The sequence below is a fragment of the Shewanella sp. P1-14-1 genome, from assembly GCF_001401775.1.
In the GTDB taxonomy this organism is placed as follows: Bacteria; Pseudomonadota; Gammaproteobacteria; order Enterobacterales; family Shewanellaceae; genus Shewanella; species Shewanella japonica.
Genome location: NZ_LKTL01000016.1, coordinates 78,003 through 90,898 on the forward strand (window position 1 = coordinate 78,003; position 12,896 = coordinate 90,898).

Genomic DNA, 12,896 nt, shown 5'->3' on the forward strand with positions numbered 1-12,896 from the left:
ATATATAAATTGTGAATAGAGAATGGCTAACTAAATGAAATGTATTTGAAAAGCAGGAAGTGAAAAGAAAAACAATAAGAGGCAAAAAACGAAAAGGCAAAGAGTTGCCGTTGCGGCAACTCTTTGTCAAAACAAGTCAAACTTATCGAATTTGAAGAATCGACTGATTTAACGTGTTATTCACTTCAAGTGTACGAGAGTTCGCTTGGAAGTTACGTTGTGCAGAAATCAAATCCACTAACTCAGTGGTCAAATCAACGTTAGATTGTTCAAGCGCCGATGAACGAATACTACCAAAGGTACCACTATTTGCTTCACCTGCTAGCGCTGGACCAGAATCTAAGCTGGCTTTCCAAGAAGTATTACCCACTTGGGTTAAACCTTGCTCGTTAGCAAAACGAACCAAAGCAACTCGAGCTAATGGTTCAGTCGAACCGTTACTGTAACTTGCTGTCACTAAGCCATCTTCGCCAATACCTACGTTAGTCAAACGACCGACGGTGGTACCATCTTGAGTTAACTCAGTCACTTCAAATGGAGATGCATATTGAGTTGGATTATTAAATCCAACGGTGACTTTTTGACTGCCATCAGCGCCAGGGCCTAATACGTTAGCACCATTAACACCCAGCTCAACAGTTTCAACCACCGCAGGATCTGAGCCTGTATATGCGCCCGCATCATTGAATTTTAATACCGAGCCTTTCCAGCCTGATGCATTTTCAGCAAATCTTGTCGTATCAGCAACACCGTCACCAGTCGTATCAGCGCCGTATGAACCACCATTTGCTTGGTCAAGGTCAACTTGTTTGCCATCTACAGCATAGAATGCAACCCAATTACTTTCACCGGTATAAGCCCCTTCTGTCGGCTTAACAAAATAGGTGGTCATAATGTGCGATTCACCAAGTGAGTCATAAATCGTCACTGAAGTCGATTTATTAAACGTGTCAGGATCGTTGGGATCAAAGTTAGCAGGATCTAATGGCGTTTCACCCACATCAAGGTTCATCTGAAGGCCAATATTCTCAGTTTTCACTGGGCTACCTGCCGTATCAGGGATCTTAATTGGTTGAGTCGTCGTTAAACTAACCGAGGTAGAGTTACCGTCAGCATCGACAGGGAACCCTTGTAAATAGTTACCAGCAGAATCAGTCATGTAACTTTCTGAGTTAACTTTAAATGCGCCAGCACGAGTGAATGCGTGATCTTGAACTCCCACACCTGATGATGTCACAAAGAAACCACCGCCACTTATCGCCATATCTAAAGAGTTACTGGTAAACTGTAAACTACCTTGCTGAAATTGCTGTGCAACCTGTGTCGTTGTCGCACCGCCACCGACAGCAGTTTTGCTGTTAGAGAAAATTGAATTAGCATATACGTCAGCAAATTCGGCACGAGATTCTTTAAAGCCTACGGTGTTAACGTTAGCAATGTTATTCGCAGTGGTATTGAGATCTTTTTGAGCTGCAGAAATACCACTCAAAGCAATGTTAAACGACATAATTCACCCCTTTCCTACTCATTCTGTTTGTTTTACTGACTGCCACAGCTGCCAGCTTTAAATTTGATAAGCTAATTAACTTTCAGTGACAGCTAAAACATCTGACAACTGAATACCACCAATACCACGTAGGTTTAATATTGCCCCTGTTGTGGTGTTACCCAGTGACACGCTAGTCACATGCGCATAGGTCGATACTGCTAAATCTTCTGATTTTCCATCAATTTTGCCGTTCGCTTTTATCGCGTAATTGCCTTCAGGAGCTGGGTCGCCATTTTTATCTAGCCCATCCCATGACACATCAATGTTACCGCCTGCAGAACCGTCAACTTCAAAGGTTTTAATAACTTGGCCACTTTCATCTTCAATACTGACTGTTATGGTATCGATAGAAGTTGGTGTACTTATCACGCCATTGACTTCTGGACTATCTGACGATATGTGCCCCGTATCAGACGGAATTAACACTTTACGGCCTACTAAACTTGAAGCCTGCAGCGCCTGACTCGAACTCGTTAAGTTATTTAAGTTGAGAATTTCTTCATTCAACTTGGCAATGCCGTCAACGGTTGAGAATGATGCCATTTGCGAAATCATTTGATCGTTTTCAACAGGCTTAAACGGATCTTGCATTGATAACTGTTGACTCAATAAAGCAAAGAAATCTGATTGAGTCAGTTCCTGGCTATTAGGTTCAGGTGTTTCTGGCTCTCCTTGTAAGGCCACACTGTCTAAAAATGCATTCCCTGTACTGGCTGTTTCTTGTGTATTGGATGCAATACCAGTACTACTAGCAGATTGAGTCTGTGGTAAAGACTGACTGCTGTAAGGATTAATGAGGCTCATCTTTTACCCCCCACAAAATTCATATTACTTACCCATACGAAGTGTTTGTTGCAGCATTGATTTTGCCGCATCAGCCACTTGGACATTCATTTGATAAGAACGAGATGCTGAAATCATATCCGCCATCTCTTCCATCACATTGACATTCGGTTTGTAAATAAAGCCGTCACCATCAGCCATAGGATGATCAGGAGAAAACTCCTTTAATAACGGTTTATCACTTTCAACAATGCCCTTAACACTGACACTGTGAGAACTATTTTGCTCATGGCTTGCTTTGGCCATTTCGGCTTCAAAAATCGGGTGACGAGCCTTATAAGTTTGATCAACACTACTGGAAACTGAATCAGCATTGGCAATGTTACTGGCGGTAGTATTAAGTCGCACTGATTGTGCTGACATACCAGAACCCGACACATTAAAAATATTAAATAGACTCATGATTAATCACCTCTAATAGCTTTACGCATGCCTGAGAACTTGCTTTCAAGAAAACCCAGTGACATTTGATATTCCAAGGAGTTCTGCATAAAGGCCGCTTGTTCTTGCTGAGAATCAACGGTGTTGCCATCACCCGTATCTGGTTGATTAGGCACTCTAAACTTTACGTTTTCTTGGCTTTGCGCTTTCAAGTCGAAATGTTTGTCAGTTGTTTGACTCATCTGTAATCCGCTTTGCTTAGCACGTGCGCTGTTCATTGCTGCAGCAAAGTCGACATCTCGAGCTTTATAGCCTGGCGTATTAGCATTGGCGATGTTGCTGGATAGCACTTCAGCCCGTTGTGCACGTATGCCCAAAGAGTATTGATGTATACCTAAACCATTTTCAAAATTAATCGCCATAAAATTGCCTCCACCAGCTAACTGACAGAATTAAAGCAAAGCTTATGCCAAAAAAATTAGATTATTAGAAATGAAATGATAAAAATGAAAATGCCAACGAATGCTGGCATTAATAAATAAAAATATTCAACTATTACAATAAATTATAGTTAACTCTTCTTCTGGTAATATATACCAGGGTTGCACCTAACCATATTGAACTCGTCCGTTAATCCCGAGATAGACTCTGACGCCCCTAAAAACAAAATACCGTTAGGATTTAAAGCGGCAGCAAATTGCCGCAATATTTTTGCTTTTGCCTCTGGGGCAAAATAAATCAGAACATTACGGCAAAAAATAATATCAAACTTTCCTAAAAGGCTATAACTTTCAAGAAGATTGTGTGCCCTAAAGTTTACCAAACGCTTCACATTATCTTTCACTTTCATGTTACCAGAAGGCAAAGGATCAAAAAATTGGCGCTTACGCTCAGGTGATAACCCTCTAGCGAGGGCTAAACTATCGTATTCAGCATTTTTACAACGCTCAAGCATTGACGGAGATAAATCTGTCGCTTGTATGGTTGCATTACCAGGTAATGCGCCTGGTTTACGTTGCTGGTATTCCAAAATCGTCATCGCGAGTGAATAAGGCTCTTGCCCTGAAGAACAAGCAGCAGACCAAATTTTTAACGGTCTTCCTAAGCGACTGTATTCAGGTAATAATGCATTATTGAGCAACTCGAACGGATATTTGTCCCTAAACCATAAGGTCTCATTCGTTGTCATTGCATCAATGACTTCCGCCCTTAAATGCCTTTCCGTTGGCTTCATCGACCTTTTAACCACTTCTGATAATGACGGCAAATCATATTTACCCATCAAAGGAGCTAATCGGCTTCTTACTAAATATTGCTTGTTGTCACCTAATACAATGCCGCTGTGCTGTTCTAAAAAGAGCTTAAACTGATTATATTCTGCTTCAGCGAGTGATTTATTCGTCACATTTACATCCTATTATAAGAAATGACACTAGCGTCACTTCAGAGTGAACAGGTTACTTTTATTAACTTATCACGACTATCGACAAGCACAACGTATTGCTCACAATAACTGTCTGACTATCTATTTAATCATAGTCAGACTTATCAATATTGCTTATAAAATTAGGTGTTTATTTACAGCAGATGCTAATTCATCTGGATTAAACTTGGCGATAAAGTCATTGGCACCCACTTTCTCAACCATTGCTTGGTTAAATACACCACTAAGAGATGTATGAAGTACCACTTTAATGTCTTTCAACTTAGGATCGTCTCTAATTTCAGCCGTTAAGGTATAACCATCCATTTCTGGCATTTCGATATCCGAAATAATCAAAGGAATTTCGTCAGCAACATTATCCATCTCAGTCGCAATCGCTTTAAGCTTTTCTAGCGCATCTTTACCATCAATGGCGGTATCAATTTGCAAATTAAGCGACTCAAGCGAACGAATAATTTGTTTACGGGCCACTGCAGAATCATCAATGACCATGATGTGATAATGCTGGTCACGATCAATGGTTAACGCTTCATTAGCTTCTTCACTGATTTCAGTCTTAACAGGTGATATCTCGTCTAAGATTTTTTCAACATCTAAAATCTCAACCAATTCACCTTCGATTTCAGTTACCGCAGTTAAATAAGAGTTACGCCCAGCCCCTTGTGGTGGTGGCATAATCGATTCCCAGTTCATATTGATAATACGTTCAACTGAACTGACTAGGAACCCTTGAATACTTCGGTTGTATTCAGCAATGATAATAAAACAATTCTCTGTCGATGTAAGAGGACGCCCACCTGTTGCAGCACTCAAATCAATCACAGAGATGGTTGAACCACGGATATGGGCAATACCTTTAATCAGCGGACTCAAACGAGGTAATGTCGTTAACGGAGGACATTGCAGCACTTCTTTTACTTTAAATACGTTAATGCCAAAACGCTGACGTCCATTCAACTTAAATAGTAACAACTCTAATCTGTTTTGACCTACAAGCTGCGTACGTTTATTAACTGACTCAAGAATACTCGACATAACCCTGCCTTGTTTTATTTATACTGCCCCTAAGGACTTTATTACTTATGACTTAAAGCGACCATAAGCCATATTTGTCAAATTGTAGCATACGCTGCAATTATTTATGTCGCGATGACTATCGCATTTAGGTAATAGGCATACTTATTGCTTATTTAAACCGTATCGGTGCTTTCAAGCCAAAAAAGTCAAACTTATGACTCTTTATTTGCCCGATAACCATTTATCCAAAATCAAAGCGTTGTTAGCTTAACTTAAAAGTATAGAGGTATTCTGGCCACCACCGCTAGAAACAAGATATGAAGAAAAACACATTACTGTTATTGCTCATTCTTTGCATTCATTTACCGGTTTTTGCCAGTGAACAAAGCACTATTACCTATACTTTATCGACCATCACCGAGCTAGCTAAAGAGACAGTTGCAAAAAAAATTGCAACCAGTCCAAATGCCACCCCCAATGCGAAAGTGAATATCATTCCCCAAAGCTTAGAAGGAAGGTTAACGCCACCCGCTTGTTACCCTCCTCTTTCTGTTGCTATGGCAAGCGACCGACCGATTAATCGAACCAATACCGTTAAAATTAGCTGCATCAGCCCAGACTACGATTACCCTTGGCAAATGTACTTATCGGTTAAAGTCGAAGTCATGTACCCCGTCGTCACCGCAATTGGCATCATTGAAAAAGGTGAGCTCATCACTCCTGAAGCCATCGAAATTAATTACGTTGACCAACACAGTATCCGAGGACAGTTTTTCTCAGACACAAGCAACATAATCGGCACCCGCTCTAAAAGACGTGTCGCAGCTAAAGCCCCATTGCTGAATAATAACCTATGTTTTGTCTGTAAGGGGGATTCGGTATCCATTTACGCAAAAACAAATAGCTTTGAAATAAAAACAGCTGGTGAAGCACTAAGAGATGGCAATATAGGCGATGCAATAAGAGTCAGAAATGCCAACTCAAACAGACGATTAGATGTCATTGTCACCGGAGTTGGCGAAGTTGAAGTTAGGATGTAAAATATTCCTAAAGTTTTTTCCAACAGGGTCGATAGCCTGTTAGGAAAACCATAAATTACGCTGGAGCCTAAAATGGCAATTGATATTAACAATCTTAAAACAGCATCACACACTCAGTTGCGTACTAATCGTGACTCAGGTGCTGCCCCAAAAGCTGCCGAGTCAGCTGGGCAACAGGCTGCACCAATTAAAAGTGATTCGGTCAGCATTACCTCGCAAGCACAGCAGCTGCAAGGAGCCCAAACTAACATGGCATCTTTACCTGAAATTGATCAAAGCAAAGTTGATGCAATAAAGTCAGCCATTTCAGAGGGACGTTATAAAGTCGACCCTGAAAAATTAGCGGCGAATATTGCAAGCTTTGAAGCTGACATGAGCGGACTAAATTTCGACCAAGAGTAGCGTCATACCTGCTCTTGGATAAACAATCATCATCGCATTACGCCTTGTCGTTATGATGTGGGTTTTTATAAAGAGTAAATTATGAATGAATTACTACAGCTGTTATCTTTTCAGCACGGCACGTTGTCGTCGCTGAAAAAACTTGTATCTGCAGAAAAGCAGGCCTTAGCAGATCAAGATGCCGACACCTTGCTAGCACTTGCACGCGAAAAAGTGGAGTGTTTGAATACGCTTCAACAAAATGATGAGAAATTAGCTAATCATCCTGATAAATCTTTGCTCAATTCAGAGCCTAAACTCATTGAGAAAGTCGCTGAAGCTAAAACCATTCTCGAAGAGTGTAAAGACATCAATAATCAAAATGCTAGCTTAATCGAACTGAATATTGCGAGCTTAAATCGCTTTTCTCAAGCCATGCAAATGAGTAGAAATGCCACCAGTTTAACTTATAACGACAAAGGCCGAACGTCGACAATTTCATCTTTAGGCCAAAACCTCAAAGCCTAAAGCTAATATCGATTTAAGCCATGTAGACAGTTCATCCTAGGTCAGCTGCAATCTCTCCAATGGCAAAACAGCATCGCTAATGACAAACATAAAAAAACCGCCTTTATTGGCGGTTTTTATTTCTGTCGGATTTTACATTAAAAGTATGTCACTTCTTTTACACGACGGGGGCGATTTTGTTGCTGATAAAGATCCCACACCTGAGCAAAATCCAGCTCTAACTCGGTCACATACATATCACCCGCAGGATAGCTTTTTACTACTTTCGCGCCTTTAATCATTCCTGACACATTGGCAGAAACGGTTTCGTTATTGAGCATCCAGTCGCTCATTTGACTATGAGCATCAATCTGTTGACCATATACTTGCTCTGCTAATTCTCGATATGCCGCGATTTTTGACGCTTGCATGGCCATTAGAACTTTATGTGACTGCTCTTTCGCAGGCTGAGTCGCTAAAGGCGCATAACCAATTGCAGTTAACTTAGGGAACTGATCTGGCGCTTCTGTTTCCCATTGCACATATTTATCATTACTTGCACAACCACTTATCGAGATTACCAATAATGAAACCAATAGAACCACTAACTTATTCATAATTTTGCTCCCAATACTACGGCATTACCTTGACCAGACGCTTCATGGCGGAAAAGCAATCCATCTTGAAAAATGACTTGATTTGAAGGTGATAAATAGCCAGGTAAACTATTCATATTCACAAAAGTTTGTACTGCTGACACCACCCGATTATTAGTCACATTCACAATTCTTGCATTAAGAACTAAGCCCATTGGTGTGGTATCCATAGTCGAAACGACAACATGAGAAACAGGCAAATCAGACGGAAGTAACTTCCAATCTCGACTTAAAATAAACTCGCCCTGCTCAGTTGAACGTAATGCATTCGCCACGTTTAAATCGACCAAGTTAAATTCATGACTATGAAAAGCGGCAACAAAACCTTGCTGTAACTGTAAGCCTAAAGCATCCGTTTTGCTGTAATCACTGGTATTAACCGGAGTGGTTACAAGTAAAGGTTGGTCAGAGCGTAAACTGTCATTTTGTAATACCAATTCATTTACGACTTTTTCAGCCAATATATTCACATGTGATTTAGGGGCTAGACCGGCTTTAGTAATGTCATATTGTAAAGGCGCAGGCTGCACTTCAGGTTCATCACTAAACCAAAAGCTAGTTTCAGTAGGCTTTTCTACATAAGCTAACTCATTTGTCGACACAGGCGGCTCGCTAGCGCAAGCAGCCGCTAGCAACGCAATGGGAAAAATGATTAAACGGCTCATGGCTTATTCCTTATTACAATGACGTCTCAGCATTGATGTGATGTTAGGTTCAGTAATGTTGCCACTAACAGGCTTTAGGTCCAATCAGAGCACACATTAAACACACTATAGATAGTGTATCGACCACACATTCAAAACCTTTACCTTGAAATAAAGAATTTATCTCCATCTGTTCACTGCTAAAAGCTCATACAGGCATGGTTTTTGCTTTTATTATGATAATTAATTTAAGTCGTGCTAAACCGTCATAGAGTTGGCACCCTTTTTCTTCGATATTGTGAAAAGCGAACATGAACATGCCAAACGTTAGCTCTAAATATTTGACGATTATCATGCTGGTTATTCTTTCAGCTTGTTTCAGTCACTCTGTATTAGCGCAAAGAGTTGAAGTGTCAGGAAAAGCCAAAATTATTGACGGCAATATAGATAAAGCCCGCGAGGATGCGATTAATCAAGCATTAAACTATGCCAGCTTAAAAGCGGGTGTGAACTTTAATAGCCAGCAAAGTATTAATCAGGGCAACTTAACTCAAGATGCATTTCAAATAAAACGCATGGGCCAAGCTAACGATATTGAGCTCGTGTCTGAAATCATCAGCGCATCAGATATCACGGTTATGTTGCGGCTCAATCTTGAGTCTAAACCCCAAGCACAGCAATGCCACAGCCAACAATTAAAAGCGGCAATAATGATCCCCCAAGCCATCATGCGTGACCGCTCACAACTTCGATACGGACAACTTGCTAACTTTGAACAAGCTTTATCACAGCAGTTTGGCAATTTATTAAATAATGGCTCTGACTACAGTTTTGCTCGTATGCACGCCGAGGAGAAGCTTGACCATACCAACCAACTCATCAACTTCAAAGGCCAACGCATACCAAGCTGGCTTGGCGAAATAACCGACAGCCAATATATCTTACAACCGGAAATCCTGGATATTTCAACCGAGCCATACTCGAGTTCTTTATTTGGATTATGGGATGAGACACCTTTAAGACAAATTAATTTACGGTTTACCATGTTCCATGGCATTAGTGGTGAAAAAGTGTGGAGCAAAGACTATCAAGCAGAAGCTGAGTGGGATTTTGAACGAGATGAAACCGTGTCACCTTCAACCCAACGGTTTTGGGGCTCAACTTATGGTCAAACTATGAATCAGCTTTTACAACAAAGCACTCAAGATATTGATAATTTACTAAATTGTCGACCTTTACTCGGTCAAATCGTTGCTAAGCAAGGTAATAGAATCATCATTAATTTAGGCCGTCGAAATAACGTCAAAATGGGTGATAACTTCCAAATCGTGTTACAACAAAACATTCCTGATAGAGTGAATTTAATGCGAGCTGTTGCAACTAAAAATAGAGCCACGGTCACAATAGAACAAGTTTCAGAAGAAAGCGCCACAGCCTTACTAGAAGGTATTGAAAGCTCTGGCAACATACAGATCCAAGATATTGTGATTAAGATTTAAAAATTAGTGAACGTGAATCGATAAAACATATACCAATAGACAAGAAGGTTTTACTTACAATGGCTACATCACAATCAGTTTTTAATAATCAGTTCGCCATTAGTCAATTTGATGAGTACTACTTGCCCTGCATCAACAGGAATACCTTTGAAAAAGAAGACTCTATAACCGCTTTTAAAAAGAAGTATAAACACGATATTTTTAAGGAAGATACATTACACGTCATTCTAGGTCTCGATTCTGGCTTATTGGTTAATTATATTCTTGAGTCTCCACAGGTAGCAGGAAGTAAATACATTTTTGTAGAGCTACCAGAAGTCATGTCGATGTTAAATATTGATATACCAGAGGAGCAGCAACACTACCTTAAAGTGCTAAGTCTTGAAGAACTTAATGAACATATAGAATCGGGCGAAGATGATTTATTCCTTATAAAAGATCAAATCGCCATTACACTCTCATTAGCCGCCTCTGCAGGCGTGGTTGAAGAATATTCAGGCTACTACAGCCAAATTTATAAGTTAATAAAACAACAAACCACCTCACATAAAGCAAATTTTACTCAAAAGTCATTTTTTGTAGAACAATTTTTCAATGTTGTCGAAAATAACCAACCAGCTTCGATATTGAAAAATCAATTTGCAGGTAAAACTGCAATAGTGATTGGTGGCGGCCCATCACTTGATGAACATATTGATTGGATTAAAGCTAATTATGAACAGCTTTTCATTCTTACCGTATCAAGGTTCGCATCAAAGTTGTCTGCTGCTGGGATCCCAGCTCATATTATTGTTTCAGTAGATCCTCAAGATACAAGTTTTGAGGTTAACCGCGATATGATGAGCCTCGCAAATGAAAGCCTGTTTATTAACTCACACCATGTCAATCATAGAATCATTGCCCAGTGGAATGGAAAATCATTGTTCTTAGGCAATCGGTTCCCATGGGAAGAAACTAACAACATTCTTACCATTGGTCCTACGGTAACCAATAGTGCTATCAGAGTGGCAATTGAGATGGGCTTTAAACAAGTGCTTTTAAGCGGCGTTGATTTATGTCACTCCTCTGCAGGCGTCACTCATGCAAAAGGAAGCGTTGAAGCCAGTGCCGGAAGTAATAATAGTATTATTCATGAGTGGGTAGAAACCTACTCAGGTAGCATTGCTGAAACGCCAATTCAACTGATACATGCAGCACTCGCGCTAAAAGAAGAAGCTGAGACTTACCCTAATGTTGAAATCGTTAACCTATCTATAAATGCAGCTAAAATTCAAGGTATTACCCATATACCAAAAGAACAAGTTTCAATTGTTTCAGCTGATTGCAGTCCAAGTCAGTTACTCGAAATGGTTCCATCAGCTAGTGAAAACAAACAAGAAAAATTACAACGTATTCAAACTGAATTATCTGCTGCTAACGAGGCTTTTAAAGCTATAAGCAAGCTGGCTATCAAAGCCTTACACATTAATAATGAAGCTAAAAAGTTGAAACAGCACTCTGCAGCGTTTCAAGCTAAAGCGAGTGAAATCGATAAAATTGAGCAAAAAATAAATAAGAAATTTCCAAAATATAATATGTCGATAAAGGTATTCGGATATTTTGAGTTTACGCAATTTCTGACAACAAAGAAGACTCAGGATTGGTCCTTTAAACAAATGAATTCGATGACTCATTTGTACTATAGTGCTTATCAAATCATTACTGAACAGCTTCAAGAGTTAACTGAGACCGCACTAGATATTGTCAAATTAAGACGTGAAGAAATAAGCGACGCACCATCAATAGAATTGATTACCGAAGGCTGGAAAAAGCACAACCAACCGGGACGAGTCAATATTTTTCAAGCAATGCTCGACAACACAGTCGCTAGCTCTTTGACACTAGATGAAAAATCCAAACTAAAATCAGCAAGTGACAGCTATCAAGATCAACTCACAAGCTTTGCTCATCCATACTTTTCGATGAAGAAAAAGAACCAAAATTTAGACAATACATTAGCCAAAATTTTAGATTTGAAACAACATAAGAATATCGATGGTTTAACACTACTCACTAACAATATAGAGCCATTAATTGCCAATGATAAGTTTGCACATAGGTTATTCCATCTCGCGTTGCATTATGTACATTTTTTAGAAAATAACTTTGATGCAGCATTAACTGCGTTACTGGAAATTGAACCCACAAGCCGAACTGAAGTCGAATTAAAGCAGCAGTTATTGCTTGCGCTTAAACTACACAAAATTGACTTAGCTGAAGAAACAATAACGTCTTTGGCTCATTACAGTGACGAATATTACCCTCAGCATGCCCACATATTGTCCTTACAAGGTAAAAACCAGCAAGCATTGGATTTGTATTTAAATTATTTAGACAAATACCCTACTGACGAAAGTACATTGATTAAACTCGGCGTCTTTTTAGCAGGGCTTGGGCAAATCGAAGGGGCTAAATCAGCTTTCGATAATGTGATGCAAATCAATCCTGATAATGTCACCGCTAGAAACTACCTAAATCAGTTAGCAACAGGTAATGCATCTTAAAAGTCTATGATGTTGAAACTACGCGTTAGTTGACGATTAAAGGTCAACTAACTCAAATGCTTAACTATTAAGCATTTAAATTTGAAGCCTTTTAATCATATTAAAAGCTTGTATAATTGCCCTGTCTCCCTATAGCTCAACAGGATAGAGCAGTCGCCTCCTAAGCGATCGATCAGGGTTCGAGTCCTTGTGGGGAGACCAATATTAATATTTAGCCTTTATAAATCAATGGCTTATTAGGTTTAGTTGCCACGAAAGCCACCCAGTAACCACCTTGGCAATGATTAGTTAAATTTTTCCACAAAGATGTTAGCTTTATTCTTAATCGTCCTTGATAGAAAACAAAAAACAATTAACTAATTTAGGCTGCACACCCTGCATTAATGTAATAC

At 39.6% G+C, this 12,896-nt stretch carries 13 protein-coding genes and 1 tRNA gene; 6 read left to right on the top strand and 8 right to left on the bottom strand.

Going from position 1 to position 12,896, the window contains the following annotated elements:
- Positions 1 to 142: 142 nt before the first annotated feature.
- The 6 genes from flgE to AN944_RS12955 form a co-directional block, all read right to left on the bottom strand.
- Complete coding sequence (flgE, locus tag AN944_RS12930; protein WP_055025046.1) at positions 143 to 1,507, bottom strand: flagellar hook protein FlgE; 1,365 nt, start codon at positions 1,505 to 1,507, stop codon at positions 143 to 145.
- A 75-nt stretch (positions 1,508 to 1,582) separates the two neighbouring features.
- Positions 1,583 to 2,353: a flagellar hook assembly protein FlgD gene (gene flgD, locus AN944_RS12935; RefSeq protein ID WP_055025047.1), complete on the bottom strand. Its 771-nt coding sequence runs from the start codon at positions 2,351 to 2,353 to the stop codon at positions 1,583 to 1,585.
- Positions 2,354 to 2,377: 24 nt separating this feature from the next.
- Positions 2,378 to 2,794, bottom strand: coding sequence for a flagellar basal body rod protein FlgC (gene flgC / locus AN944_RS12940; protein WP_055025048.1), 417 nt, complete (start codon positions 2,792 to 2,794; stop codon positions 2,378 to 2,380).
- A 2-nt stretch (positions 2,795 to 2,796) separates the two neighbouring features.
- Entirely contained in the window at positions 2,797 to 3,195 is a 399-nt protein-coding gene (flgB, locus tag AN944_RS12945; protein ID WP_055025049.1) for a flagellar basal body rod protein FlgB, read from the bottom strand.
- A gap of 149 nt (positions 3,196 to 3,344) precedes the next feature.
- Positions 3,345 to 4,178 carry a protein-glutamate O-methyltransferase CheR gene (locus AN944_RS12950; RefSeq protein ID WP_055025050.1) on the bottom strand — a complete coding sequence of 278 codons (834 nt, stop codon included), beginning with the start codon at positions 4,176 to 4,178 and terminating at the stop codon, positions 3,345 to 3,347.
- A gap of 153 nt (positions 4,179 to 4,331) precedes the next feature.
- On the bottom strand, positions 4,332 to 5,252 hold the full coding sequence (locus AN944_RS12955; protein WP_055025051.1) for a chemotaxis protein CheV: 921 nt from the start codon (positions 5,250 to 5,252) through the stop codon (positions 4,332 to 4,334).
- Between the two features lie 299 nt (positions 5,253 to 5,551).
- On the opposite strand from AN944_RS12955, the gene flgA reads away from it, so the two are divergent.
- The 3 genes from flgA to AN944_RS12970 all read left to right on the top strand — a co-directional run bounded on the left by flgA (position 5,552) and on the right by AN944_RS12970 (position 7,183).
- Positions 5,552 to 6,274, top strand: a complete 723-nt coding sequence (flgA, locus tag AN944_RS12960) for a flagellar basal body P-ring formation chaperone FlgA (protein WP_055025052.1) — start codon at positions 5,552 to 5,554, stop codon at positions 6,272 to 6,274.
- 72 nt (positions 6,275 to 6,346) lie between these two features.
- Positions 6,347 to 6,676 carry a flagellar biosynthesis anti-sigma factor FlgM gene (gene flgM, locus AN944_RS12965; protein WP_055025053.1) on the top strand — a complete coding sequence of 110 codons (330 nt, stop codon included), beginning with the start codon at positions 6,347 to 6,349 and terminating at the stop codon, positions 6,674 to 6,676.
- Positions 6,677 to 6,757: 81 nt separating this feature from the next.
- On the top strand, positions 6,758 to 7,183 hold the full coding sequence (locus tag AN944_RS12970) for a flagella synthesis protein FlgN (RefSeq protein ID WP_055025054.1): 426 nt from the start codon (positions 6,758 to 6,760) through the stop codon (positions 7,181 to 7,183).
- Between the two features lie 137 nt (positions 7,184 to 7,320).
- Here the strand turns inward: AN944_RS12970 and AN944_RS12975 are convergent, their stop codons facing one another.
- Together AN944_RS12975 and AN944_RS12980 are read right to left on the bottom strand one after the other, a co-directional pair.
- A complete protein-coding gene (locus AN944_RS12975) occupies positions 7,321 to 7,779 on the bottom strand; it encodes an LPP20 family lipoprotein (RefSeq protein WP_055025055.1) in 459 nt (152 codons plus the stop codon).
- On the bottom strand, positions 7,776 to 8,483 hold the full coding sequence (locus AN944_RS12980) for a FlgO family outer membrane protein (protein ID WP_055025056.1): 708 nt from the start codon (positions 8,481 to 8,483) through the stop codon (positions 7,776 to 7,778). The genes AN944_RS12975 and AN944_RS12980 overlap by 4 nt, the downstream gene beginning before the upstream one ends.
- Positions 8,484 to 8,779: 296 nt before the next feature.
- Here AN944_RS12980 and AN944_RS12985 point away from each other — a divergent pair, with 296 nt between their 5' ends.
- From AN944_RS12985 to AN944_RS12995, 3 genes are all read left to right on the top strand, one after another.
- Positions 8,780 to 9,961: a flagellar assembly protein T N-terminal domain-containing protein gene (locus AN944_RS12985; RefSeq protein WP_408005085.1), complete on the top strand. Its 1,182-nt coding sequence runs from the start codon at positions 8,780 to 8,782 to the stop codon at positions 9,959 to 9,961.
- Between the two features lie 59 nt (positions 9,962 to 10,020).
- Positions 10,021 to 12,504 (top strand): 6-hydroxymethylpterin diphosphokinase MptE-like protein, encoded by a 2,484-nt coding sequence (locus AN944_RS12990; RefSeq protein ID WP_055025058.1) that lies wholly within the window; start codon positions 10,021 to 10,023, stop codon positions 12,502 to 12,504.
- A gap of 125 nt (positions 12,505 to 12,629) precedes the next feature.
- Positions 12,630 to 12,705 (top strand) — tRNA-Arg (locus AN944_RS12995).
- Positions 12,706 to 12,896 lie beyond the last annotated feature (191 nt).